20 protein-coding genes are annotated in these 25,495 nt (G+C 71.8%); 11 read left to right on the top strand and 9 right to left on the bottom strand.

What is annotated here, in order from left to right; genetic code table 11:
* Positions 1 to 147: 147 nt before the first annotated feature.
* On the top strand, positions 148 to 816 hold the full coding sequence (locus ABT112_RS01530; protein ID WP_351504314.1) for a hypothetical protein: 669 nt from the start codon (positions 148 to 150) through the stop codon (positions 814 to 816).
* A gap of 132 nt (positions 817 to 948) precedes the next feature.
* Here the strand turns inward: ABT112_RS01530 and ABT112_RS01525 are convergent, their stop codons facing one another.
* Complete coding sequence (locus ABT112_RS01525; protein ID WP_351504313.1) at positions 949 to 1,122, bottom strand: CsbD family protein; 174 nt, start codon at positions 1,120 to 1,122, stop codon at positions 949 to 951.
* Positions 1,123 to 1,935: 813 nt separating this feature from the next.
* Here ABT112_RS01525 and ABT112_RS01520 point away from each other — a divergent pair.
* Complete coding sequence (locus ABT112_RS01520) at positions 1,936 to 3,084, top strand: mechanosensitive ion channel family protein (protein WP_351504311.1); 1,149 nt, start codon at positions 1,936 to 1,938, stop codon at positions 3,082 to 3,084.
* A gap of 141 nt (positions 3,085 to 3,225) precedes the next feature.
* On the opposite strand, the gene ABT112_RS01515 is transcribed toward ABT112_RS01520, so the two are convergent.
* Positions 3,226 to 3,927, bottom strand: a complete 702-nt coding sequence (locus ABT112_RS01515) for an SDR family oxidoreductase (protein WP_351504309.1) — start codon at positions 3,925 to 3,927, stop codon at positions 3,226 to 3,228.
* A gap of 375 nt (positions 3,928 to 4,302) precedes the next feature.
* On the opposite strand from ABT112_RS01515, the gene ABT112_RS01510 reads away from it, so the two are divergent.
* From ABT112_RS01510 to ABT112_RS01500, 3 genes are all read left to right on the top strand, one after another.
* On the top strand, positions 4,303 to 5,994 hold the full coding sequence (locus ABT112_RS01510; protein ID WP_351504307.1) for an aspartate aminotransferase family protein: 1,692 nt from the start codon (positions 4,303 to 4,305) through the stop codon (positions 5,992 to 5,994).
* Position 5,995: 1 nt separating this feature from the next.
* Positions 5,996 to 10,126: a Pls/PosA family non-ribosomal peptide synthetase gene (locus ABT112_RS01505; protein WP_351504305.1), complete on the top strand. Its 4,131-nt coding sequence runs from the start codon at positions 5,996 to 5,998 to the stop codon at positions 10,124 to 10,126.
* Positions 10,127 to 10,396: 270 nt separating this feature from the next.
* Complete coding sequence (locus ABT112_RS01500) at positions 10,397 to 10,948, top strand: EF-hand domain-containing protein (protein WP_351504304.1); 552 nt, start codon at positions 10,397 to 10,399, stop codon at positions 10,946 to 10,948.
* Between the two features lie 156 nt (positions 10,949 to 11,104).
* Here the strand turns inward: ABT112_RS01500 and ABT112_RS01495 are convergent, their stop codons facing one another.
* Entirely contained in the window at positions 11,105 to 11,560 is a 456-nt protein-coding gene (locus ABT112_RS01495; RefSeq protein ID WP_351504302.1) for a VOC family protein, read from the bottom strand.
* Between the two features lie 281 nt (positions 11,561 to 11,841).
* Here ABT112_RS01495 and ABT112_RS01490 point away from each other — a divergent pair, with 281 nt between their 5' ends.
* Complete coding sequence (locus ABT112_RS01490; protein WP_351504300.1) at positions 11,842 to 12,837, top strand: DUF8094 domain-containing protein; 996 nt, start codon at positions 11,842 to 11,844, stop codon at positions 12,835 to 12,837.
* Positions 12,838 to 12,960: 123 nt separating this feature from the next.
* Here ABT112_RS01490 and ABT112_RS01485 read toward each other — a convergent pair whose 3' ends face one another.
* The 3 genes from ABT112_RS01485 to ABT112_RS01475 form a co-directional block, all read right to left on the bottom strand.
* Positions 12,961 to 13,890 carry an SDR family oxidoreductase gene (locus ABT112_RS01485; RefSeq protein WP_351504297.1) on the bottom strand — a complete coding sequence of 310 codons (930 nt, stop codon included), beginning with the start codon at positions 13,888 to 13,890 and terminating at the stop codon, positions 12,961 to 12,963.
* A 166-nt stretch (positions 13,891 to 14,056) separates the two neighbouring features.
* Positions 14,057 to 15,223 carry a serine hydrolase domain-containing protein gene (locus tag ABT112_RS01480; protein WP_351504295.1) on the bottom strand — a complete coding sequence of 389 codons (1,167 nt, stop codon included), beginning with the start codon at positions 15,221 to 15,223 and terminating at the stop codon, positions 14,057 to 14,059.
* An 854-nt stretch (positions 15,224 to 16,077) separates the two neighbouring features.
* On the bottom strand, positions 16,078 to 16,644 hold the full coding sequence (locus ABT112_RS01475; RefSeq protein WP_351504293.1) for a DUF3841 domain-containing protein: 567 nt from the start codon (positions 16,642 to 16,644) through the stop codon (positions 16,078 to 16,080).
* Between the two features lie 256 nt (positions 16,645 to 16,900).
* Between ABT112_RS01475 and ABT112_RS01470 the strand changes: the two genes are divergently transcribed.
* Positions 16,901 to 17,716 (top strand): putative protein N(5)-glutamine methyltransferase, encoded by an 816-nt coding sequence (locus ABT112_RS01470; RefSeq protein ID WP_351504291.1) that lies wholly within the window; start codon positions 16,901 to 16,903, stop codon positions 17,714 to 17,716.
* 460 nt (positions 17,717 to 18,176) lie between these two features.
* Positions 18,177 to 19,361, top strand: coding sequence for a Cmx/CmrA family chloramphenicol efflux MFS transporter (locus ABT112_RS01465; protein ID WP_351504288.1), 1,185 nt, complete (start codon positions 18,177 to 18,179; stop codon positions 19,359 to 19,361).
* A 174-nt stretch (positions 19,362 to 19,535) separates the two neighbouring features.
* Here the strand turns inward: ABT112_RS01465 and ABT112_RS01460 are convergent, their stop codons facing one another.
* Entirely contained in the window at positions 19,536 to 20,150 is a 615-nt protein-coding gene (locus ABT112_RS01460) for a DNA polymerase ligase N-terminal domain-containing protein (RefSeq protein ID WP_351504286.1), read from the bottom strand.
* 534 nt (positions 20,151 to 20,684) lie between these two features.
* Between ABT112_RS01460 and ABT112_RS01455 the strand changes: the two genes are divergently transcribed.
* Positions 20,685 to 21,584: an RNA polymerase sigma factor SigF gene (locus tag ABT112_RS01455; RefSeq protein WP_351504285.1), complete on the top strand. Its 900-nt coding sequence runs from the start codon at positions 20,685 to 20,687 to the stop codon at positions 21,582 to 21,584.
* A 169-nt stretch (positions 21,585 to 21,753) separates the two neighbouring features.
* Complete coding sequence (locus ABT112_RS01450) at positions 21,754 to 21,981, top strand: DUF5133 domain-containing protein (RefSeq protein WP_351504283.1); 228 nt, start codon at positions 21,754 to 21,756, stop codon at positions 21,979 to 21,981.
* Positions 21,982 to 22,072: 91 nt separating this feature from the next.
* Here the strand turns inward: ABT112_RS01450 and ABT112_RS01445 are convergent, their stop codons facing one another.
* The gene (locus tag ABT112_RS01445; protein ID WP_351504280.1) at positions 22,073 to 22,936 is read right to left on the bottom strand and encodes an aldo/keto reductase; all 864 of its coding nucleotides are present in this window, start codon (positions 22,934 to 22,936) and stop codon (positions 22,073 to 22,075) included.
* A gap of 214 nt (positions 22,937 to 23,150) precedes the next feature.
* Positions 23,151 to 24,038 (bottom strand): DUF4190 domain-containing protein, encoded by an 888-nt coding sequence (locus tag ABT112_RS01440; RefSeq protein WP_351504279.1) that lies wholly within the window; start codon positions 24,036 to 24,038, stop codon positions 23,151 to 23,153.
* Between the two features lie 379 nt (positions 24,039 to 24,417).
* Between ABT112_RS01440 and ABT112_RS01435 the strand changes: the two genes are divergently transcribed.
* On the top strand, positions 24,418 to 25,311 hold the full coding sequence (locus ABT112_RS01435; RefSeq protein ID WP_351504277.1) for a hypothetical protein: 894 nt from the start codon (positions 24,418 to 24,420) through the stop codon (positions 25,309 to 25,311).
* The last annotated feature ends 184 nt before the right edge of the window (positions 25,312 to 25,495 follow it).

Genomic DNA, 25,495 nt, shown 5'->3' with positions numbered 1-25,495 from the left:
GGCACCGCACCCGGCACCGCACCCGGCACCGCACCCGGTCACGCACCCGGCACCGCACCCGGTCACGCACCCGGCACCGCACCCGGTCACGCATCCGGTTCGGCGTGTCACCCGTCCGACGATCCGTCCCACTCCCGGGAGAACCCCGTGAAGTCTGCTTCCTTCCGCCTCATCGCGGCCGCGACCACCGCGGTCGTCGCACTCACCACCATGGGCGTTGCCTCCGCCACGACCGCCGACCGTCCGCAGGAGCGGCCGCCGCGGGCCCGTGTCACCGGCTCCGCCGAGTTCGCGCTTCCGTACCACCCGGACGCCGATGTCCGCTCGTTCACCTTCGACGCCCGGGCGGTTCCGTACAGCAGGCCGATTCCCGGGGTGCCCACCGGGCTGCCCACCGATGCCCGGGGCACGGTGAAGGTCTCCCACTACTTCGCCGAGCAGCACCGTACGGTCACCGCGGAGGGCCGGGTCGACTGTCTCGTCACCGGCCCGCGCACCGCGACCCTGACCGCGGTGATCACCCGGGTCGACGAGGGCGGGCCGGACTGGAAGGGGCGGCGGCTCGGGTTCAGCGTGCACGACGGCGGCAGGGACCGGGGCCGCTCCCCGGACCGGGTCGGCTTCTCCTGGGGCATCGTGAATGTGAAGTCGCCCGGGGACGAGCAGAACGAGGGGGCCGAGGCCGGCACCTGCATGGCCCCCGCCCCGTACGCCCCGGTCACCAAGGGCGGTTACACCGTGCGGCACGCCGAGCTGCCGCCGGTCCCCGGAAACGCGGGCCGGGCCGGGAGGGCGTCGCCGACAGCGGGGGAATGAACCCGTCGGTGACCGGGTGCCGTCGTCACCACGAGGGCGCGCCACGGTGGGACGGAACAGGGGAGGGCCCCGGCGGAACATTCCGCCGGGGCCCTCCCCTGGCGACCGTACGGACGCCGCGTCAGCAGGGCGTCAGTGGCCGAGTTTGTGCTTGGCCTTCTGCGCGTCCTCCTGCATGCCGCCCCGGAGCCTCTCGGCCCGGCCTTCCGCGGCCATACGGTCATTTCCCAGTGCGCGTCCGGCGGCTTCCTTCGCGGCTCCCTTCGCCTGTTCGGCGATGGCAGCGGTCCGCTTCTGCGCGGTCATGGTGGTCACTCCTCAAAGCTCGAGGTGTTTCTCCCTGACAAGGGAGCGCGTGCCCGGGGCTCCGGTGCGCAAACCAGTCGGCTGCCGGCGTTTCACCGGTGGCGGGGGAGCGGCGGTGGGACCGGGGCGCGTGCGGCGCGGAAACGGACCGGCTCCGCCGATGAGGGCATTCTCACCCGGGGCGTGAGCGCTCTTCCGGGGGAAGGGGAAGCTCGCCCGGCGCGACGGGGGAGCGCACCGGGCGAGACATACTGATCATGCCTCATCCCTCCTCCGAGCACACCAAGAATGCGATATTCCGCATACCGGAGTGCCGGACGGAGGCAGGAACCCGTCGGTCCGTCAGCTGATGAGGGCGGGAGGCCGGTGCGCGCACGAGGGGCGGCCGCGAGAGCACGAGGGATGGCCACGAGAGATGGCCCCGAGAGGTGACGCCGCCCCGAGAGATGGAGCCGCCCCTGTCCCACCGTTGCTCCGCCCGCCGCGCTCCTGCAGTGTGGAGCGCTCCCGCTGACGGGACGACAACCACGGTCACCGCGGCCGGTGTCGTGAAACTCACTCCCGCTGAGCGGGGGCGCAGGCCCCGGACTCCGGTGAGCGGTCCGCGGTGCGTGCTGCGTACGGCAGGATGACAGGTCACGCGGGGCTGTCCGAACAGCCCTGACGTAGCAGTACTTTTCCGGAACGAACAGGTGACATGGTGACGACAGAGCGTGCCCAACACCCGACCGCGCGCGCCGCGGTGATGCCGGAGCGGGACTCCCGCGGCCCGGCCGGACCGGACACCCTTTCCGGTGTCGGGGGAGGCCGTCGATGATCCGGGCCCTCACCCTGCACGACGTGATCCTCGCCGCCGCCGCGATGGCCGCCGGCATCGCCGCCGGACTGCTGTCCCGGGTGGCGCTGCGCTGGCTCGGGGTGCGCGCCCAGAGCACGCGGTGGAGCGGGGACGACATCATCGTCGACGCGCTCCGGACGCTGGTGCCCTGGGCATCGCTGACCGCGGGCGCCGCCGCGGCGGTCGGAGTGCTGCCGCTGAGCGGCACCATCCGGAACACCGTCCACCAAGTGCTGCTCGCCGGGCTCATCCTGGTGGCCACCGTCACCGCGGCGCGGGTGGCCACCGACCTGGTGCGGTCGCTGGCGCTGGCCCGTTCCGGCGTGGCCGGGTCGGCGACCATCTTCATCAACATCACCCGGGTCGCCGTTCTGGCGATGGGCATTCTGGTCCTGCTGCAGACCCTCGGTGTCTCGGTGGCTCCGCTGCTCACCGCGCTGGGCGTCGGCGGTCTGGCCGTGGCCCTGGCGCTCCAGGACACCCTGGCGAACCTCTTCGCGGGCGTGCACATCCTCGCCTCCCGCACGGTGCAGCCGGGTGACTACATCCGGCTCAGCAGTGGTGAGGAGGGCTACGTCGTCGACATCAACTGGCGCAACACCGTGGTGCGTCAGCTGCCGAACAACCTGGTCATCATCCCCAACGCCCAGCTGGCGGGCACCATCACCACCAACTTCCACCAGCCGGTACGGCAGATGTCGCTGACGGTCCTGGCGAAGGTCGGCTACGGCGCCGACCTGGAGCTCGTGGAGACGGTGACCAACGAGGTGGCCGCCAAGGTGATGGCCGAGGTCGACGGCGGTGTCCCCGACTTCGAGCCGTCGATACGCTTCCACACCTTCGGGGAGTCCAGCATCGACTTCTCGGTCAACCTGGAAGTCTGTGAGTTCAGCGACCAGTACCTGATCAAGCACGAGTTCATCAAGCAGTTGCACCAGCGGTTCCAGGCCGAGGGCATCGAGGTTCCCTTCCCGAAGCGGACCGTGGTCCTGCACCACCAGGACCAGGACCAGCCGCCGCGCGGGCGCAGGACGACGGCGGACACCGGGCTGCCGAAGGCGGTGCTGCCCCTGCAGAAGACCGACGAGCCGCCGGCCGGGGACACGGCGACCCTGGTGCACTGAGCCGACGGCGGGAAGGGGGAGCCGTGACGGGACGACTCGGGACCCCTCTCCCTGCCGAAGCGGCACCCGGGCGGCCACCGGTCCCGGCGCCCGTGCCACGCGCGTCCGGCGGTGGACGCGCACGGCGGTGGCCCGCTCCGGTCAGACGGGCTGGCCGACCGGCCTGACGACGACGGTGTTGATGTCGACACCGCTCGGCTGCCGCACCGCCCAGACGATCGAGTCGGCGATCTGGCCGGCCGTCAGCATCGTCCCGTCGGGCATGCCGCCGATTCCGTCCCAGAACGGGGTCTCCACCCGCCCGGGCGCGATCAGGGTCACCCCGATGCCGTCGCCCGTCACCATGCGCCGGGTGTTCTCGGCGAGCCCCGTCACCGCCCACTTCGTCGCCCCGTAGAAGTTGCCCGGGGTGTGGACGAACCCCGCGACGCTGCCGATCAGGACGATCCGCCCGCGGGACTCCCGGAGCGACGGCAGCGCGGCCCGGATGAGCAGGGCGGGGGCGAGGACGTTGGTCAGCACCATCGTGTGCCAGCCTGCCGGGTCGCCGTCGGCGAGCGTGCCGGGGGCGGCGAAGCCGGCGTTGGCGACCACGGTGTCCAGCCGCCCGAACTCCAGCAGTGTCGCGTCGACGGCCGCTTGCACGGAGTCCGCGTCGGAGGCGTCCCCGGCGTGGGTCAACAGCGTCTCCGGGCAGGCGAGTTCCTCCGCCAGCCCGCGCAGGCGCTCGCGGTTCCGCCCGGTGACGGTCACCCGGTGGCCCTCCTTCAGCAACTGCCGGGCCGTGGCAGCGCCGATACCGCTGCTTCCGCCGGTGATCAGAGTGACAGGAGAATGCGTCATGGGTACCCCCGGGAATCGGTGAGAACGGAACGGCCGAGGGCTCCGCGGCGGACCCACCCCGCAGGGGGAGCACCTGCCGTCCCGGCGGGCGGGGGAGCGCTCCCCGCCGGAGGCTGTGCTCCGGCACCGGGGCGGTTGCCCTCGTGCCCGGGAGTCCATCACTTGGAGTGCGCTCCATGTCAACGGTGCGTGGTCCATGCCCGCGGCGCCTGGTCCGTCCGGACGTCGCCCCCGCCCCGTGGCCCGGAGGACTCACCTCCGGCCCGACCAATCCGCAGGCACCTTTTGCTCCGTATTGAAGGTAGCGCTGAGCGGATGTGAGGCCCGGCCCGGCGGTCCGCACGGGTGACGGGTGGTGTGCAGGTCGCGCCGGCCGTGAGCGCCGTGGACAGCGGTCCCCCGCTTCTCACCGTCCCGGAGAACCCGATGACGATCTTCCAGCAGTCCGACACGGCCGTCCGGCAGCCGGAACCGGCCGTCCGCACACCCGGCCCGACGTCCGGCCCGCACGTCGGGACGGACGTCCCGGGGCCCCGCTCCGCGGAGCTCCTCGCCCGGCAGGAGCTCCGGGAGTCCAACGCACGGGTCTATCCCAGGCATCTGCCCATCGCGATCGAGGAGGGCTTCGGCAGCTTCGTCCGGGATCTCGACGGCAATGTGTTCATCGACTTCCTGGGCGGTGCCGGGGTGCTCTCCCTCGGTCACAACCATCCGGAACTGGTCCGCGCGGTCGCCGATCAACTCGGCCGCTTCACCCACGGCCTCGACTTCCCCACACCGGCGAAGGACGCCTTCACCGAGGCCCAGCTCTCCATGCTGCCGTCCCCGCTGCGGAGCCGGATGAAGCTGCACTTCTGCGGCCCGACCGGAGCCAACGCCGTCGAGGCCGCCGTCAAGCTCTGCAAGACGGCCACCGGGCGCGGCGACATCATCTCGTTCCAGGGCGGCTTCCACGGCGGCACGCATGCGGCGATGGCGCTCAGCGGGACGGTGGCGCAGAAGCGGCCCGTCGCCAACGGGATGCCCGGGGTCCACTTCTTCCCGTACTCGTACTGCACCCGGTGCCCGCTCGGCCTCAGCCCCGACACCTGCGAGACCAACTGCGTCGGCTACCTCGAACGGTCGCTCACCGACGGCCTCTCCGGCATTCCGCTGCCGGCGGCGGTCGTGCTCGAACTGGTGCAGGGCGAGGGCGGCGTCGTCCCCGCCGGCCCCGACTTCGTCCGCCGGGTCCGCGCCCTCACCCGGGAGCTCGGTATCCCGCTCGTCGTGGACGAGGTCCAGACGGGCGGCGGACGCACCGGGACCTGGTTCGCCTTCGAGAGTTACGGCATCGAGCCCGACGTGGTCCTCGCCTCGAAGTCGCTCAGCGGTGTCGGCGCCCCGGTAGCGCTGATGCTCTACGACCGGCGGCTGGACGTCTGGGCGCCGGGCGCGCACACCGGGACGTTCCGCGGGAACCAGCTGGCGTTCGCCTCCGGTACGGAAGCGATCAGGATCTTCCACCGGGACGACGTGCTGGGCAACGTCCGGCGGCGCGGCGCGCAGCTGGAGGACCGGCTCACCCCGCTGCGGAGCCACCCCTGGGTGCACGAGATCCGGGGCCGCGGCCTGATGTGGGGCATCGAGCTCGCCGGGCCGCGCGACGCCCGGCCCGCCGGTCACCTGGCCGCCCGGGTCCAGGAGCACGCGCTGCGGCACGGGCTGATCGTCGAACTCGGCGGCCGGGACGACTGCGTGGTGCGGATGCTCCCGCCGCTCAATGTGACGCCGGACGTCATCGACACCGCCTGCGCCATCCTCGTCGACGCCATCGAGGCCGCCACCCCGGACACGCCGTCGGCCACCTCGGCCACGCTGTCCGGCACCTCGGCCACACCGTCGGCCACCCCGGACACGCCGTCGGCCACCTCGGCCACGCTGTCCGGCACCTCGGCCACACCGTCGGCCACCCCGGCCACGTCATCCACCACCCCGGCCACACAGTCCGGCACCCCGGCCGGCGCCGGGACGCCCCCGTCGTCCGTCGGGCGCCCGTCCGGCGGCCCCGCGACCCGGACACCCTGAGATGCCCCGGCCGCCCGGCACCGGGGACGCACCGCCCGACGCCCCGGCGCGCCCGGTCCGTGAGCCCGCGCAGGGCCCGGCCCTGCTGTCGTCCGGCTGCGAACAGGCCGTCCGCTGGCAGCCCGGCGAACGCCTCGAGCAGCTCTTCGAGGACCGGTGCGACCGGCTGCGGACCGCCGACGGACACAGCCCGCGCGCCGTGGACGCGGACGGCGAGAGCCTCACCTACGACCGACTGGACGCGCGGGCCAACCAGCTCGCCCGCCACCTGGCGGCCCGCGGCGCACGGCCCGGCGACCGGATCGCGCTCCTTCCCGGCCGGGCCGTGCACGCCTACGTGGGCATGCTGGCCGTGCTCAAGCTCGGAGCCGTCTATGTGCCGCTCGACGCCGCCTTCCCGGCCGACCGGCTAGCCTACATCGTGCGGGACGCCGGAGTGCGCCTGGTGGTGTCCGAGTCCGCGCTGCGGGACCGGCTGCGGCAGGTGCCCGCCGGGGTGGTCTGCGTCGACGAGGCGGCGGCGGAACTCGCCGCCGAGGACGCACACCGCCCGGTCCGCCCGACAGCCGGCGCCGGCCCGCCCGACGACCTCTGCTACATCATCTACACCTCCGGCTCGACCGGCCGGCCCAAGGGCGTCGCGATCCCCCACGCCGCCGTCTGCAACTTCGTCCGGGTCGCCGCGGAGGTCTACGGCCTCCTCCCGCAGGACCGCGTCTACCAGGGCATGACCATCGCGTTCGACTTCTCCGTCGAGGAGATCTGGGTTCCGCTGCTGGTCGGAGCGACGCTGGTGCCCAAGCCGGACGGCGCCGCGCTGGTCGGCCGGGAGCTGGGGGAGTTCCTCACCTCCCGGGACGTCACCGCGCTCTGCTGCGTCCCGACCCTGCTGGCCACCCTCGACGAGGACCTGCCCGGTCTCCGGTTCCTGCTGGTCTCCGGTGAGGCGTGTCCGCGCGACCTGGTGACCCGCTGGCACCGGCCCGGCCGCCGCTTCCTCAACGTCTACGGCCCCACGGAGGCGACCGTCACCGCGACCTGGACCCCGGTGGCCCCGGACCGGCCGGTGACCATCGGCGTCCCGCTGCCCACCTACTCCGCCGTCATCCTCGACCCGGCCGGCCCCCGGGCGCTGCGGCCCGGTGAACTGGGCGAGATCGGCCTCGCCGGAGTGGGCCTGGCCAGCGGCTATGTGAACCGCGCCGACCTCACCGACCGGGCGTTCATCCGCGACTTCCTCGGCATCCCCAACAACCCCTCCGGCAGGATCTACCGCACCGGCGACCTCGGGCGGGTGAACGAGGACGGCGAGATCGAGTACCACGGCCGCATCGACACCCAGGTCAAGATCCGCGGCTACCGGATCGAGCTGAGCGAGATCGAGTCGGTGCTGAGGTGCGCGCCCGGGGTCGCCCAGGCGGTCGTCGGCACCCACGGGACCGGTCCCCAGCCGGTCGAACTCGTCGGCTACTACGTGCCCCGCCGGGACGGCCCGCGGGCCGACCTTCACCGCATCCACGACCACCTGCGGGGACGGCTGCCCGGCTACATGGTCCCCGCCTACCTGGAGGAACTCCCGGACCTGCCGCGGCTCGCCGGCGGCAAGACCGACCGCGGGCGGCTGCCCGCCCCCACCGGCCCCCGCTGCCTGGCCGGCCGGAAGCGGTACACCCCGCCGGCCGGCCCGGCCGAACGGACCCTGGCCCGCCTCCTGGCCGGAGTGCTGCACCTCGACCGGGTCTCGGCCGACAGCGACTTCTTCGCCGACCTCGGCGCCAACTCGCTCCTCATGGCCCAGTTCTGCGCCCGGGTACGGAGCCACGGCGATCTGCCGCCGGTGTCCATGCGGGACGTCTACCTGCACCCGACGGTCACCGGCCTGGCCGCCGAGCTCACCCGGGAGAGCTCGGCCCCGGCCGCCGAGGCCCCCGCGCCGGCGCCGGTCCGCCCACCGCCACCGGCCGGCCGGCTGCAGTACGTCCTGTGCGGGACGGCGCAGCTCCTGCTCTTCCTCGCCTACACCTACCTGGGCGCGTTCCTGCTGATCGAGGGCTACCAGTGGGTCGCCGCCGGCTCCGGCCTCGTCGACCGGTACCTGCGCGCCACGGTGTTCGGGTCCGCCGCGTTCCTGCTGATGTCCGTCGTCCCCATCGTGGTGAAGTGGGTGCTCATCGGCCGCTGGAAGCGCCGGGACATCCGGATCTGGAGCATCGGGTATCTGCGCTTCTGGACGGTCCAGACGCTGATCCGGCTCGACCCCCTGGTGCTGTTCGCCGGTTCACCGCTGTATCTCCTCTATCTCCGGGCGCTGGGTGCGCGGATCGGCCGGGGCGCGGTGATCCTCTCCCGGAACGTGCCCGTCTGCACCGACCTGCTGACCGTCGGAGAGAACACGCTCGTCCGCAAGGACGCGTACCTCGCCTGCTACCACGCCGAGAGCGGGTACATCCGGACCGGGCCCGTCACCCTCGGCCGGGATGTCCTGATCAGCGAGAGCACGGTCCTCGACATCGACGTCCAGCTCGGTGACGGCGCCCAACTCGGCCACGCCTCCTCGCTGCACGCCGCCCAGCGGGTGCCCGCCGGTGAGGTCTGGCAGGGCTCGCCGGCCGGTCCGGCGGACGCGGACTTCCGCACGGTGGGGCCCGCGCGCTGCGGCACCCGGCGGCGGGTCCTCTACGGGACGGCGCAGCTGCTCACCGTGCCCTTCGTCTATCTGCCCCTGGCCCTGGGCGCCGTGGGCACCCTGATCCCGGCCTTCCTCTCCGCACCCGAATCGGCCGTGTCGAGCCCCGGCTTCTACCTCGAGCAGCTACTGGGCTCGCTGGTGCTGTTCTTCGGCCCCCTGCTGGCGGGGCTCGCCGTCGTCACCACCGTGCCGCGGCTGCTGAACCGCGCCCTCGTCCCGGGCCGGGTCCATCCGCTCTACGGTTTCCACTACTCGGTGCAGCGGGCGGTCTCCCGGATCACCAACACCAAGGTCTACCAGGGGATCACCGGCGACAGCGTGTTCATCGTGCACTACCTGCGGGCCGTGGGCTGGGACCTGACCCGGGTGGTGCAGACCGGCTCGAACTTCGGTGTGGAACAGCGGCAGGAGTCGCCGTTCCTCACCGTGGTCGGCAGCGGCACGATGGTCTCCGACGGGCTGTCGGTCATCAACATCGATGTCTCCGCCACCTCCTTCCGTGTCACCCGGGCGGCGCTGGGCCAGGACAACTTCCTCGGCAACGCGATCGCCTACCCGGCGCGGAGCCGTACCGGCGACAACTGTCTCCTCGGGACCAAGGTGATGGTGCCCGTCGACGGCGCCGTCCGTGAGGGAGTCGGGCTGCTGGGGTCGCCGTGCTTCGAGATCCCGCGGTCGGTGCAGCGCGACAGCCGGTTCGACGCGCTCGACAGCGGCGCCGAACGGCGCCTGCGGCTCCGGGCGAAGACCCGGCACAACATCGGCACCATCGGTCTCTTCCTGCTGGTGCGCTGGATCGAGTTCTTCGGTCTGGTGCTGCTCGCCACCTTCGCCGCGGAGCACTACGGGCGGTACGGCGCGGTCGTGGTCACCGGGGCGACCGTGCTCGGACTGGCCTTCACCCTCGGCTCGTCCGTGCTGGCGGAGCGGGCGGTGGCCCGGTTCCGCACGATGACCCCGCGGTTCTGCTCCATCTACGACCCGTACTTCTGGTGGCACGAACGCCACTGGAAGCTGAGCATGACACCGCCGTTCAACGGCACGCCGTTCAAGAACCTGCTCTGGCGGCTGGCAGGGGTACGGATCGGCCGCCGGGTCTTCGACGACGGCTGCGGCATGCCGGAACGGACCCTCGTCACCATCGGCGACGACTGCACACTCAACGCGGGCTCCACCCTCCAGTGCCACTCGCTGGAGGACGGCACCTTCAAGTCCGGCCGGATCGCCCTCGGTGACGGCTGCACCCTCGACACGGCCACCCTCGTCCACTACGGCGTGACGATGGGCGACGGGGCGGTCCTCGGCCCGGACTCCTTCCTGATGAAGGGCGAGGACGTCCCACCGCGGTCCCGCTGGCGGGGCAACCCCGCACGGGAGATCCGCGGCACGGCCGGGTCCGCGGTCCCCGTTCCCCCGCCGGACGCCGCTGACGGGCGGAAGTGACCGGACGGCCGGACGGCCGGGAGGGATCGGCACCGCGCCCGGCGCGCCCGGCCCGGAGAGGACCGGGGACAACGGGAAACGGGGCATGAATGCGGAATGGCCGCCGAATGGACCGTTCCGACACGGGCGACACGAAGGAGGTAATCGCGTCACCTGATCGTGGCGGCCCCCAGTCGTCAGCGTTCGGGGGGAATTGGAGCGCTGCTAGCGTCCCTGACCGACGGATGCTCCATCAGACCGTTTCCCGCGGTCTCTTCGGAAAGGCAGAGAATGGCCACTGCAGCAGCTGACGTCGTCGGAAGCAAGATCGAAAAGATCTTCAACGCCCTGGACACCGACCGGGACGGAAACATCGACTGGTCCGATTTCCAGCGTCTGATCGACGGGTTCACCTCCGAGTACCGGCTGAACCGGAACGACCGCCGGTCCATGGCACTCCACGCCTCCTACGCCATGTTCTGGCAGGAACTTGTCCGCCACGCCGACGTCGACGGAGACGGGCGTCTCTCCAAGGACGAGTACATCGCGGCCTCCCGGAACGCGATTCTCGACACCAGCCGGTTCGACGCCGTCAACGGCCTCACCCATGCGCAGTTCGACCTCATCGACGTCGATGGCGACCATCAGATCAGCCAGGGCGAGTTCAACAAGATGAGCACGCTCTGGGGAATTTCCGAGCCGGAAATGAAGGAGTCGTTCCAGGCCCTGGACACCGACGGCGACGGGCACATCTCGCGCTCCGAACTCATTCGGGCCTCCCGCGAGTTCTTCCTGTCCAACGACCCGTCGGCGCCCGGAAGCATGCTCTTCGGTCGCGTCTGACGCCACTCACGGATCCCCTTCCGAACGCCCGGGCCGCCGTCACGGTGGCCCGGGCGTTGCCCTGTGCGCCGGGTGAACCGCTCTCGTTCGGCCCGGTGACCAGGTCCCGGCCGCGCGCCGCCGCCGCGCGGAGGTATCTGCGCAGGCCGGCCCCGCTCAGCAGACGCAGAACTCGTTGCCCTCCGGGTCCTGCAGCACCACGCCGTAGTAGTCCATCCCCGGCTCGTCCATGACCCGGAACACCGTGGCGCCGGCCCCGGTCAGCCGGTCCACCGTGTCGGTGACCCGCTGGGTGCGGACCGCCAGCGGGACGCCCCGCCCGCCGCCGACCTTCAGATCGAGATGCAGCCGGTTCTTCACGGACTTGGCCTCCGGGACGCACTGGAACCACACCCGCGGACCGGTCCCGGCCGGATCGACGATCGACTCCGAGGTCTCCCCGGCGCCCTCCGGCAACTCCTCCTCCGGCACACCCGTGTCGAGCCAGTACTGCCGCCAGGTGGCCTGCCCGCCCGGTGGGGGCTCGGGCACGTACGCCAGGGCCTCGGTCCAGAACGCGACCATCCCTCGCGGGTCGGCGCAGTCGATCGTCAGCTGCAGCGTCATCTCCATGCGCGCAGCCTGCCAGAGGGGTCCGACAATCCCGTGGTTCACCGACACCCGGGCGCTCGTCCGCGTCAGCCGCCGCCGGGCGGGGCGCTGTCGGGACGGGCGCCGGGACGGGTGCCGGGCCGACGGGCCCGCTCACCGGAAACCGCCGCGCCGCGAGCGGACGCCCCGGGCCGGCCGGGCCCCCGAACCGCGCCCGCGACCCGCCTGCGACGGTGACATGCCCATGGTCTAGCGTGCTGACCGCTACGCGTGACAATGAAATAACTGAACGGGGACAGTACATGGCGAAGCGGACAGCGGGCCGCGTGGCTCTGATCGCCGGAGTGATGACGGTGGCCGTCCTGGCCTCCGGATGCAACGGCGCACTCTCGGCCAAGCGCGACCGGGACCGGGGTGACAAGAGCGTCTCGCAGCGCAAGCCGGCAACGGCGGCGCAGGTCACGCGTGCCGAGGCCGAGAAGGTCATGGACCGCTACGAGCGCATCAACAACGCCGCCAACAAGAAGCAGGACGCCGCCCTGCTGGCCACCATCGAGGCCGGAAACCTGCTGGAGCGCGACAAGGCGACCTACGAGCAGTTCGAGACCCTGTCGAAGAAGGACAAGGACGCCTACCGGCAGGGGTTCACCTACCACAAGCGCACCTACCTGATTCCGGCGGGTGCGAACTGGTTCGCGGTCACGGCCACGCCGACCTACTCCGAGGAGACCCAGCTCGTGGTCTTCGAGAAGAAGTCCGGCACCTGGAAGATGACGGCCTCCGTCTGGCCGAAGGAGGAACTGCCGGAGCTCGCCAAGGGGGCCGGCGGCCGCGCGGTGGCGGCCGGCCTCGGCGCGAAGAGCGGCCCGCTGGCGCCGAACGAGCTGACGAACGCCTATGAGGACGTGTTCGAGACCGGTGGCCGGAAGGACGGCAAGGTCTTCGGCCCGTCCAGCACGCTGTCCGGCACGAAGAAGATCCACCGCGACCGCGGGAAGGAGCTGGGGCCGGGGGCCCGGGTGACGTTCTTCGAGACCGAGCCCGCCCACACCGAGACCTATGCGCTGAAGACCGCGGACGGCGGGGTCCTGGCCATCGCGCCGCTCTCCCACAAGATCGAGACGCTGGTCACCCGTCCGGGCCTGGAGATCACACCGTCCGACACGGAGGCGGTCTACGACAGCCGCCGTCGGCCCGTCGTGATCACCGATCTGCACGGTCAGGGCCTGTTCCACCTCCCGGCCCGGGGCAGGCCGACCTCCCTCGACGTCACGTACGAGATCGTGGACTCGCACTGACGGATCCGGCTTGCGCGTCCGGCGTGCGCGAGCGGTTCCGCCGCCGGTCCCGGCCCCCTTCCCATGGGTGCCGGGACCGGGGCGTGCCGGACCGGGGCGTGAGCCGGGAGGTGCCGGTTCCGGTCAGCGGTAGCCGGTCACATCGGCGGGCTTGCCCGGGTCCTGGACCTCGGTGAGGTAGCGCCAGGCGTCGGGACGGCTGCCGTCGAGGTCGGTGAAGCCGTAGACCTGCGCCAACTGCCCGCTGGACAGCGACTTCCCGTTCCAGCGTGCCACCCGGGGGTCTCCGGCGAGTGCCGCCACGGCCCGGCCGACGAAGGCCGGACTCTCGGAGATGGCGAAGTGCGGCGAACGTCGCGTGCCCTCGCGCCAGTTCGTCTCGGTGACGCCGTAGGCCTCGAGCATCGCCTCGGACCGCAGCCAGCCCGGGGTGAGCGAGACGGCCGTCGCACCGTGCGGTTCCAGTTCGTGCGCCAAGGCGAACGCCATGCGATTCACCGCGGCCTTGGCGAGGTCGTAGAAGAACGAGACCCGGTAGTGGGCGGCGTTGTACTCGTCGGTCCCATCGGTCACCTCGATCACCAGGCCGCCGCGCTTCTCGATGAGCAGCGGAATCGCGAAATGGCTGGTGATGGCGTGGGTGTCCACCGCGAGCCGCAGCGTGTGCAGCCCGGTGTCCAGGGACGATTCCCAGACGGGCTTGTTCCACTCGATCTCGGCGCCCCAGATGTCGTTCACCAGCACGTCCAGCCGGCCCTGTTCGCCGCGGATCCGGTCCACCAGCGCGCGCACCTCGTCCGGCACCAGATGGTCCACCCGGACGGCGATGCCGCGCCCGCCCGCTTCGTCCACGAGGGCCGCGGTCTCCTCGATGGTCTCCGGACGGTTCATCTCCGACCGCTGTGACCCGCTGGTGCGCCCGGTGGCATAGACGGTGGCTCCCGCGGCGCCCAACTGCACCGCGATTCCGCGCCCCGCACCCCGGCTGGCTCCGGCGACCAGGGCAACCTTGCCCTCCGCCGACGCCCCGATGCCTGCCGGTGAGCTCTTCATGCGGCCGAACCTAGCACGATGAGGACATTCCACCGCTGATCCGGAACGACGGACACCCGTCGCACGCGGTGCTCGGCCCCGGCCGCTGCCGCGCCGATCGGGCGAGGGTACCCAACGCTCCACGGACCGGACCCGCAGCTGTCGCCGACGCCCAGTCACCCGCCGCTCAGCGGTTGAACGCCGGGATTCCGAAGCGCTGCACGGTCTTGTTCCCTCCGTTGCCCTTGGCGTCAGTGCTGTTCACCGAGTAGACGAGTGTGCGGGACAAGTCGCAGGTGGCGGCGATGACGGTGTGGTAGCCGGGGCGGGAGCCGGTCTTGGCCCACACCACCCTGCCGTTCACCTCGAGACGCTCCAGGCCCGCGCTCCGGCTGGCGCCGGGGATGTCCGGGACGGTGAACATCAACCGCAACTGCGGTTGCGGCACCACCTTCCCGCGGAACAGCGCGACGAGGAATCGCTCCAGGTCCCGCGTCGTGGAGATCATGTCACCGGCCGCCCAGCGGTCCGACATGTTCCACTCGGTGACATCGACCAGCTTTCCGCCCATCAGCTGGTACCCACGGTTGTGCGGGCCGTGGATCCGGGGGTCCCCGCTCCGGGGGAAGGAAGTGTCGCGCATGCCGAGTGGCTGGAAGATCCGCACCGCGGCCTGGTGCTCGTAGGAGTCACCGGTGACCTTCTCGATCAGCATCCCGAGCACCGTGTAGTCGATGTTGTTGTACTGCTGACGCGTTCCGGGGTCGAACGCGGGCCCCTTGGCCAGGCCGGAGGCCACCACTTCCTCGGGGGTGAGCGTCTCGAACCGGTGCGGGAACTCCTGCTCCACGGTGTCGCCGAACGACGTGCCGGGCTGGATTCCGCTGGTGAAGTAGAGCAACTGGCGTACCGTCACCGGTTGGGTGAACGCGGTCGGCAGCAGCCCCGGGAGGTAGGTCTCGACCGAGGCGTTCAGGTCGACCCTGCCCTCGGCGGCGAGCTGCAGCACCAACGCCGCGGTCACCACCTTCGTCGTGGAGCCGGCCCGGAACCGCGCGTGGTCGAGGGCCCGGCTGTCGGTCCCCAGCTTCCGCACCCCGGCCGAGCCGCGCCAGCTCCCGTTGCCGCCCACCCGTATCAGAGCCGCGGTCGCGTCCTGGTCCGGCAGCCCGGCGAGTGCTGCCCGCAGAGCGGCCGCGTCGGGCCCTCGGCCGGTCGGGGCTGCCGGGTGATCCGCGGCGGCGGGGCAGTCCGCGACGGCCGGGGAGTCCGCGACGGCCGGGGCGGCCAACGCGCCTCCGGCGAGGCCGAGGACGAGTGCTGAGGCGAGGGCGGCACGGATGCGTCTGTGCATCGATTGCTCCTGATCCAGGCGGAGTTGAGTACGAATGCGCTCCATTCTGGTCAGGACCGGAGGGGTGGTGATCCTCCGGAGGGAGGGGCCCTTCCCTGATCACTTCTCGGGGTACGAGAGCCCGCGGAGCGGTGGTGATGGGGGGCATCCCCTGAGGGTCCCGCGCCGGGGGGCATCGTGGGCGGCCCCGCGGGCCCTGCCCGGCCGCTGGTCAGCGCCGGGCGGGGCCCGCGGGCGCGACCCCTCGGGCTACCTCGGGCTACGCGTCCGGAGAGGAGGGCCTTCGGCCCCCACCGGTGCCCCGCCGTGCTTCGAGCGCCGCGATCGCCGCACGGATCTCACGGAGGGACACGGTTTCCTGGTCCCTCCGGGTCCGCTGACGGTGCGAAGCGCCCAGGCTCCAGGACGGCGAGTCGAGCGTCGCCCGCGGTGTGCGCCGGGGCAGGGGATGGTGGGCCACAGCAGTCTCCGTTTCCCCCAGATGAGTGCGGCCGTGCCGGTGCCGCAAACACTGGATGAGGTTCTATGTCAGGTAAGACCGATCTATCGGTTGTTCGGTTCCCGTACACCCAGAAGTGCGGCAAACAGCCACCCATGGGGCATGCGCCGCCGAACGGCCGGGCGGCGCGGGGCTCTCCCCGCTGCCGCGACGCCCTGGACCGGGACCGTCCGGTACGTCATGGCCTCCCCGACCTCCCCGTTCTCCTGACTGTCCGGCCGCCCCGGCACTCCCGGGTCCCGTACCGCCTACCCCGTGGATGCCCGCACCCTGCACATCTGTCCCGCAGCCGCCACGCCGCCGTTCCCCGGCCGGGAGACGGCGGCGTGGAGTGCCCGTGGTGGCCGACGACGGATCACTCCGCTCGGGGTGCCGCCGGTGCCTCCGCCACGCCCTCGGCTTCCTTCGCATCCGCTTCCTCGGCGTCCTCCGCTTCGTCCGCCGGGCGTTCGATCGGGCGGATGCCGCGCACCCACGAGGGGTGGATGAAGGGAAGGCAGGCCTGAACGCCGCACTGCGCCTCCTCGTGGAGGTCGTCCGGGCCGACCGACCAGTCCATGACCGGCGACGCGGCACCGGTCAGGACGGCTTCGAGCAGGTCGTTCCAGGAGCTGTACGAGCTCAGCAGCACCAGCTCGTCGGGGACGTCGAGGTCCAGGACGACCACCCCCTGCTCCCACTCGTGGAGGCTGAGCAGCAGTTCGACGGTGACGGCCACGCGCTCGTCCCGCGTGTCCGGTCCGGCCCAGGCCCACATCGGTGGCCTCCCGGCACAGTCGATGCCCCGCTGCCGCATTTCGGCCACCATCAGCTCGTAGGCCGACCGCCAGGTGGGACTCACCCGTTGCCAGTCCCCCGCGAGGCGTCCCGCCTCCGCCAGGGCCGGGACGGCGTGGTGGTGCTGCACTGTCCACAATCGCATGGGCCGATGGTGCCACCCCCGCTGGATGGTGCCACCCCCGCCGGAGCCCCGCCGAGAGGCGACGGGGCCCGGGGGCGGGGTGAACGCCGGGCCCGCCGTGGACGGCTGCGGTATGGTTGGCGCGCCAGCAGGTGAACGATCGAGGAGGTGAGTCCCATTACCGCTGCGGTAGTCCGGGTGCTCTCACCCACCGGTCGTACGGTCCCCGAGCAGTAGGAGACCGCGAGAGCGCCCTTCGGTGTCCCGGGAGGCTCTCATGTCGACATCACTGTCACTTCTTCTTTCCCCCTCGTCCGTCGTGACCAGACTTCGCGCCGGCGGCTGCGTCTTCGCCGAGGACGAGGCGCAGTTGCTGCTGTCCGCGGCGCACACACCCGACGAGCTCTCGTCCATGGTCGAACGGCGGGTCGCCGGGCTGCCCCTGGAACACATCGTCGGCTGGGCGGAGTTCCGCGGACGCCGGATCGCCCTGGAACCCGGGGTGTTCGTGCCGCGCCGCCGCACCGAGTTCCTGGTCCGGCAGGCCCTCGGCCTCGCCGGGCCCCGCGCCGTCGTCGTCGATCTGTGCTGCGGTTCGGGCGCCCTGGGGGTGTCGCTGGCGGCCGCCCTGAGCGGGGCCGAACTGCACGCCGCCGACATCGACCCCGCCGCCGTACGGTGCGCCCGCCGCAATCTGCGGACGGTCGGTGGCCGGGTATATCAGGGAGACCTCTTCGCGCCGCTGCCCGCCGCCCTGCGCGGGCGGACCGACCTGCTGCTCGCCAATGTGCCGTACGTCCCCACGGAGGAGATCGAACTGCTCCCCACCGAGGCCCGCGTTCATGAGGCCCGGGTGGCGCTCGACGGCGGGGCGGACGGTCTGGACGTCCTGCGCCGGGTCACCGCCGAGGCGTCGCACTGGCTGGCGCCCGGCGGCCATCTGCTGTTCGAGACCAGCGAACGCCAGGCACCGCGCGCCGTGGAGACGGTGGTCCGGGGCGGCCTGATGGCCCGGACCACCGTGTGCGGGGAACTGGACGCCACGGTCGTCACCGGCACGAAACCCGCTGAGGGGGCCGGGGCGGCCGACTGAGGCCGGAGGCTGCGCTGTCGCAGTGCGGCGGGACGGATCCGCCGTTGCGCGCTCCCTCGCGGCTACGGATCCGCCGCCGCGGCGGCACATGGGCGGTGGGGACAAATGCGTGGACGCGGCGTGCCGGTCCGCATAGGCTCGGCCCGTGTCCAGTCCCGAGGCGTCAAGACCCTTGCCACCGGCCGTCCGGTGGCTTCTTGCGCTGTCGCGGTGACGCCGCGCGGCCCTCCGCGGGCCGCGGGTACGGCACCGGCGAACGACGACACCAGCGAACCCTGCCACCGGATCGGCCCCTACGGGCTGTTCGAGACCTGAGCCGTGCGTACCTCCCCGACGCGGCCAGGTTCTTCGTGCGGTGGTCGCCCGTCCCGCATCGGCCGCGGAATCCCGGCCCGGGTGCGGAACGCCTGCGACCGGCCGCCGCCTTCCCGAATCCACGATCCGGTTGCGGAGTTCTGCTGTGCCCTTTGCTCTCCATGTCCTTGCGTTGGCGGTCTTCGCCCAGGGGACATCCGAGTTCATGCTGTCCGGGCTGGTGCCCGAGATCGCTCACGACCTGCATGTTTCCATTCCGGCCGCGGGCCGGCTGACCTCGGCCTTCGCTCTGGGAATGATCATCGGCGCGCCGCTGATGGCGGTGGCCGCCGCGCGCGCGTCCCGCCGCCGTTCCCTGCTGGGCTTCCTCGTCACCTTCCTGCTCGTCCATGTCGTCGGCGCCCTCACCACCAGCTATGCGGTGCTGCTGGTGACCCGGTTCGTCGGCGCGCTCGCGAACGCCGGATTCCTGGCCGTGGCCATGGCGGCGGCCACGAGCATGACCGCCCCGAACGCCAAGGGCCGGGCCGCCTCCGTCCTGCTCGGCGGCGTCACCCTCGCGTGTGTCGTGGGCGTCCCCGCAGGCGCCCTGCTGGGCCAACTGTGGGGGTGGCGCTCGGCGTTCTGGGCGGTCGCCCTGGTCTCCGCGCCGGCCGTCGTCGCGATCGTCCGTGCGGTGCCCGCCGGCCCGGCCGGCCCCGGTGGACCCGGTGCGGCCGGGGAGTTCCGTGCGCTGCGCAGTCCGCGGCTGGTGGTGACGCTCCTACTGGGCGCCCTGGTCAACGGCGCGACCTTCTGCGCCTTCACCTTCCTCGCACCCCTGCTGACCGGCGTCACCGGCTGGGGAACCGAGTGGATCCCGGCCCTGTTGGCGCTCTTCGGCACCGGTTCCTTCATCGGTGTCACCCTCGCCGGGCGCCTGGCCGACACCCGGCCGCTGCCGCTCCTGGTGACCGGCGGGACGGCCCTGCTCGTCGGCTGGTGCGCCTTCGCCGTCCTGGCCGGGAGCCCGGTGGCGGCGACCGTGTTCGTCCCGGTGCAGGCGATCCTGTCGTTCGCGGTCGGATCCACGCTGATCTCGCAGGCGCTCTACGCGGCGCCCGGCGCGCCCACCCTGGCCGGGGGCTTTGCCACCGCCGCGTTCAACGTCGGCGCCGCGATCGGGCCGTGGGCCGGGGGAGCCGCCATCGCGGCGGGCTTCGGCTACCGGTCGGCACTCTGGGTCAGTGCGCTGCTGGTGGCCCTCGCCCTTGCCGTGGCGGCCATGGCCGGGGTGGTGCGGCGCGGCACGGCGGAGGGCCGGGACACCTCGTCCGTGGGGACCACGTGATCGCAACGGATTGTTCGTTCCCGCCCTTGTGGGGCTGACGTCTCGTTGCGTATCGCGGGACCGTACGGAGCCGCCGCGCTCGGCGGCGTTGCGGCGGTCGCCCTCGGTGCCCTTCACCACGCGCGCGACGGCCGCGCCTCGCCCCGGTGATCCGTCACCGGGGCGACGGGCCCGTCAGGGCTCGTCCTCCAGGTCCTCGAGCGTGCGGCCGGTGCGGACCGAGCCGGGCTGGGAGCCGACCGGATCGCGGCGGGCGTCCGCGGCCTCGTCCTTGCGCTTCACCAGTACCCAGCGTTCCTTGCCCGCCTGGTCGCCGGTGCGCGTCAGCGAGTAGCCGCCCCGCACCTTCTCGCCGTCCAGCCAGAAGGAGACATGGCCCCGTTCGACGGCGTCGATGACGGAGACCTCCCGGGCCTCCCCGTGCACCAGCGGCCGATAGGTGCCGGCGTCCCAGACGATCACCCGGCCCGCCCCGTACTCGCCGCCCGGAATGGTGCCTTCGAAGTCGAGGTAGTCGATGGGGTGGTCCTCGGTCCGCAGGGCGAGCCGCTTGTCGCGGGGGTCGGCGGAGGGACCCTTCGGTACCGCCCAGGACAGCAGTACGCCGTCCGCCTCCAGCCGGAAGTCGTAGTGCAGGGCCGTCGCCGCGTGCTTCTGGATCACGAAGCGCGGCGCGCCGTCCGGTGGGGAAGCGCCGCCGGTGGGTTCCGGCGTACGCGAGGCGTTCCGCTTGGAGCGGTACTCCTTCAGCCGGTCCCTTCGCCGTCGGTCCCGGTCGTTCTCGGCCATGGCGGCCGAGTGCCCGTGCCGTCCGGCGACAAACCGGGGGAGCGGGGAGCGCCGGAGCTCGGGACCGACCGGCGGAGCGCCGCTTCCCGCGCGCCCTAACCTGGGCGGGGCCTCCCCACCAGCGGGCGTGCTGCGTGGCACAGGTGCGGGGCAGCCCGGCAGCCGCGCGGCCCCTGAAGCGCAGGTCGCAGCATCCGTTCCCGCCCGCTGACCGAGACCGGAGAGGACGCGCTGTACAGGTGTTCACCGAATGCTCCGGAGGGCCGGGCGAGGCTGAGAAGCTCCGGGGGGCCGAACGGTGGCTTGATCATGACGCTTGACGGCGCGGGGGCGGGGCACGGCCAGGGGGACGTCACCGGGCCGCGGGCCCCTGACGAGGCCGCGCGGGCCGGTCGTCCCGGGAGCTGTCCGGGTCCTCAGGACTGCACAGAGGTTCCGGGGAACGGGGCCGAAACTTTGTCGTATGGCAAATGTTGGGAGGGGTAGGCGCACGCCAACGAAAGACGGGGGCTACCGAGGAGGGCGTGACCGGACATGACCTTGTCTGTGCGTGCTGCCGCTGCGCAGCCGGCCGTACCCGCCGAAGCCGTGCCCCCGTCCCCGGATGCGGCCGGCCCGTCGGCGGAGGATCTTCCCAGGATCGAGGACGCCGGCAAGGTGGCGCCGCACGACGCGCGCACCCTGTCGAAGACCTTCTTCGACCGGCTCGCCGTCCTGGAGGAGGGCACACCGGAATACCAGTACGTACGCAACACCCTGATCGAGCTGAACATCTCCCTGGTGAAGTTCGCCGTCCACCGGTTCCGCAACCGCCGGGCCGAGACCGAGGACATCATCCAGGTCGGGACCATCGGTCTGATCAAGGCGATCGACCGGTTCGACCTCTCCCGTGAAGTCGAGTTCTCCTCATTCGCCGTGCCGTACATCGTGGGTGAGATCAAGCGCTTCTTCCGGGACGCCACCTGGGCCGTTCACGTGCCCCGGCGCCTTCAGGAACTGCGGACCGACCTGACCAAGGCGTCGGAGGTCCTCGCCACCCGCCTGGACCGCGACCCCACCCCCGCGGAACTCGCCGAACACCTGGGACTGCCGGAGGAGGAAGTCCTCGAGGGCATCGTCGCCGGGAACGGCTACAACGCCGTCTCACTGGACCTCCCCGCCACCGGCAGCGACAACGTCACCGCCGCCACCAGCTATGCCGAACACCTCGGGGACCTCGACCCCTCCCTGGAGAAGGTGGAGAACCTCCAGGCCCTCAAGCCGCTGCTGGAACAGTTGGAGGACCGGGAGCGGCAGATCCTGCAGATGCGGTTCGGCCAGGAGCTGACGCAGTCCCAGATCGGCGCCGTCCTCGGCATTTCCCAGATGCATGTCTCCCGGCTGCTCAGCCGCGCCCTCCGACAGCTGCGCAGCGGACTGCTCAGCCACAGCTGAGACAGCTCCCCCTGTCTCCGTTCCCAGGGCGCCCACGCGTTCCCGGGCGACGTTCCCGAGCGGCCGGTACCCGGGTCGGTGCGCCCCGATCACCCGTAGCGCCCGGGCGCCTCCGTACCCCAGCAGCTCCACCCGAGATGCCCTCCCCCGACGAGAGGACCGAAGAACCGTGCTGATGGCCCACCCCGCCGTACTCCAGAAGCTCGTCGAGCAGTACGAGACCCTGCACCTGCTCCGGGCGGGCGAGGGCAGCGCCGAAGTGCGCCGGCGGATGGACGACATCGCCTACACCCTGTGCGTGTCCACGGGCACCCGCGATGTGGACTCCGCCCTCGTCGCGGCGCGGCACCGGCTGCCCGGCGCGCGGGTGGAGGACGACTCCGCCCTCACCATGTGAACCCGCGCCCTTCGAACCGCGGACGAGCCGCGCGCGTCGGCCCGCCCCGTCACCGGCGGGCCGACGTGCGGGGCTCACACGCCACAGCGCCCTAGCTTGCGTCGAGCAGCGCCATGTCCGCGTCGTCGAGGGCGAGTTGCGCCGCGGCCATGTTCTCCTCCAGGTGAGCGAGGGACGACGTGCCGGGAATATGCACGACGGACGGCGACCTGGCCAGCCCCCACGCGATGGCCACCTGGTGCGTGGTCGCACCGTGCCGTTCGGCGACCGTCATGAGGCTCGCCTCGGCCAGGGTGGCCCGGCTCCCGCCGAGCGCGAAGAACGGCATGTAGGCGATACCGGCGTCGGCGCACAGGTCGACGAGTCCGGCGTCCCGCTGGTCGATCACGCCGAACTGGTTCTGCACGGCGGCGACCGGCGCGATGGCGCGTGCCTCGTCGAGTTGCGCACGGGAGACATTGCTGACTCCGAGGTGTCGTATCAGCCCTGCCTCGCGCAGCTCGGCCAGAACGGAGAAGCGGTCGCCGACCGGCACCCCGCCCACCGCATCGAGCCGACCCACGCGCAGATACACCAGATCCAGAGTGTCGATGCCGAGTTGCCGCAGATTCTCCTCCACCAGTTCCCGCAGCTGATCGGGCCGCGCCTCGCCGTACATCTCCCCGGTCGCGTCCCGCAGCGGGCCGACCTTGGTGGCGATGGTGACGTCCGACGGATAGGGGTGGAGAGCCGTGCGGAGGATGTCGTTGGCGGAGAAGTAGAACGCCGCGGTGTCGAGGTGCCGCGCGCCCAGCTCGACGGCGCGGCGCGCCACGGCCACGGCTGCTTCCCGGGGGACGGCGGGGCCGCCCCATCGGCCGGGCAGTTGCATGGCGCCGAAGCCCAGGCGCGGGATGGTGAGGGTGCCGTCCAGCGCGAAGGTGGGCGGCGCGTCGTGATGCGTGTGAGGACTCATGCGGGATCATGCGCAGGTTTCCGGCCATATCGCAAGATCACGCACGGTCGGTCGGGGCACGGTCCCGCCAGTGGGCTCGCGGAACTGCTCGGCGCGCCGCAGGCCACGGAATCGGTCGGCGTACTGCGTGACTGGTCATCAGCCAGGAGGAACAGTGCGCGATCGCACCGGGAATCCGATACGCCGGAGGATTCCTCCGCGGGAGACCCTGCGGTCAGCGGGTGGGACCGCTCCAGTAGGCGTCGTCCCACTGGGCCGCGTCGGGGCTGAACTCGACCTCGATCCGGTCGGCGGCACCGGGCGGCAGCGAGAAGGCGTACCTGCCGACGGCTTTCCTGCCGGGCAGGACGTACCCGGTGATGACCTTCTGGCGTCCGCTTCCGTCGATCACCAGCTCCGCGGAGGCACCGTCCGCGTCGTTGACCTCGGGCAGGCCGGTCTCGACCGCGACCCGCCGGGTGCCCTGGTTGACCACGGTGACCGTGACCTGAACGGCCTTGTTGCCCTTGGCGTGACCGTGGGCGAATGAGTCCGGGGCGAACGGTGTCGGCTTCGACACCGTGACTTTCAGGCCGTCGCCGAAGGTGTACGGCTCACCGAAGGAGAGGTGGCGGCCCTTCTCTACGGCCGCTGCCGACTCCCGGGCTTCCCTGGCCTCCTTCCTGACCTCCTCAGCCTCCTTCTTGACCTTCGCGCGACTGTCGTCGACGACCTGTTTGACCGTCACCACCGTGAACACCGCACTGCAGGCAGCGATCAGCAGGCCGACGATGCCCAGGGCGAGACCACTGACGGCCAGCGCGTTGTTGGTCGCAAGGTCCTTGCGCGCGTGGCGGAGTCCGATGGCGCCGAAGACCACGGCCAGCAGGGCCGGCAGCCAGGACAGCCAGAACAGGATGATGAACAGGCCGAGGACGACACCGATGAGGCCGAGGACCAGGGCGGCGGTGCCCATGCCGTTGCGGGGCTGCGGAGCCTGCGTCGGATGCGGCCAGTAGGGCCCGCCGCCGGGCCCGGCCGGCGGAGCCCACATGCCCTGGTCCTGGCTCGGCGACTGCCGACCCGTGGGCGCGGAGTCGTCGGGGGAGACGGGTATCGGCATGCAGATCCCTTTGTCCGAGTTCGCTGAACTCATACCTTACCAAGCAATGTTCGGACTTTATTACCCCTCGGGGTTGATATCGGCTCCTCGTTCCCTGGCTGGAAGTGGGCCGATTCGGGGTAAACAGGTTCGCTGTGCGGACGGCGGGACGATGTCGCACGGCCTGCGCTCCGCACCGCACCCCCGCCGGCGCCGAGGCCCCTGGTGCCGCTCCGCGGAAGTTCGTTGAGGGGTGTTGATCAGGCGGCCTTGCCGGCGGGGTCCAGCGAAACGTGCCGGCGCGGGTGAGCGGCCGGCCCCGTCTTGGTATGCCTGGCTGCCGTCGTCCGGGTGGGGCCGTCCGGGCAGACGCCCCCGGCGCCTCCCGTAGGCTCCAGGCATGTCCTACGGGGTGGATGCGCGGGAACTGTACGAAGCCCTGGCGTGGTACGAGGGGGCGGAGCCATACGAGACGATCGTCGTGCCGTGGCTTGACCGGGCGCAGGGCGGCTACCGTGCCTGGCTGGCCACGGCGGCCGAAGACGGCTCATGGTGGGCGGAGAAGGAAACGGAGCCCGACGGCCGGGAACTCGTGTGGGAGCTCTACGCCCTGCATCGGGTCAGCGACCGGCTGCTGCTCACCTTCCAGCCTCCCTCCGACGAGCCCGGCTCATCGGACCCGCGGCCCTTGCTCTCGGAGCGCGAGTACCTCGACGCGTTCACCTCGCTCGGCATGGTGCCGTTCGAGGACGGCGACGCATTCGACCCGTTCCTCCACGAGATCGTCGAGGTCGAACAGGCCGATGACCCGCACGCGCCGATCGAGATCACCGAGGTCCTCCGGCCCGGCCTGATGCTGGGCCGGCTGCTGTTCCATCGGGCCGGCGTGCGGATCCGCGCCGGCGTCGAGCACGCGCAGCGTGGCGTCGCGGACCGCTCGCCGCTGTACTGGACCTTCCGGCGCCGCCACCGGCCGACGGTCGACCCGTCCCAGGGCTGGGGCGGCAATTCCCAGTGGCGCACCGACTTCCGCCTCGACTACCGGACCCCGGCCGGCGATCGGCTCAACGTGGCGGGCGATCGCCCGATCGACGGCAGTGCCGACCTGCACCCCGACCACCCGAGGAATCTCAGCTCCGAGGAGAGGCTCCTGACGCCCGGCGGCCGGCGCGAGCTGTTGCGCCACCGCTGCCTCCTGCGGGCGCCCGAGGCCGTCGATGCCCTGGCCGGATCGCCCGGCTGGGAGCGGGATCTGATGCCCTTCGACTGGCGGCTTCCGGACTCCGAGGCCTGACTCCGGGGCGGGCGGTATTTCGAGGGACGGGGAGGGCCGGACCGGCCTGCGCCGCCCGTCCCATGGCATCGAGGAGACCTTCCGCGGAACTCTGGCTCCGCAGGAGTCCGTTGATGTCGTCACGGGGTGCATGCAGGTCCCGAGCGGCAGAGGCGTAACCTGCAGGAGGCGAGTCAGGTACTGC

Source organism: Streptomyces sp. NPDC002055, assembly GCF_040296705.1.
Classification (GTDB): Bacteria; Actinomycetota; Actinomycetes; order Streptomycetales; family Streptomycetaceae; genus Streptomyces.
The sequence above is the reverse complement of the archived record's forward strand: the minus strand, read 5'-3'. Positions and strand labels throughout refer to the sequence as shown.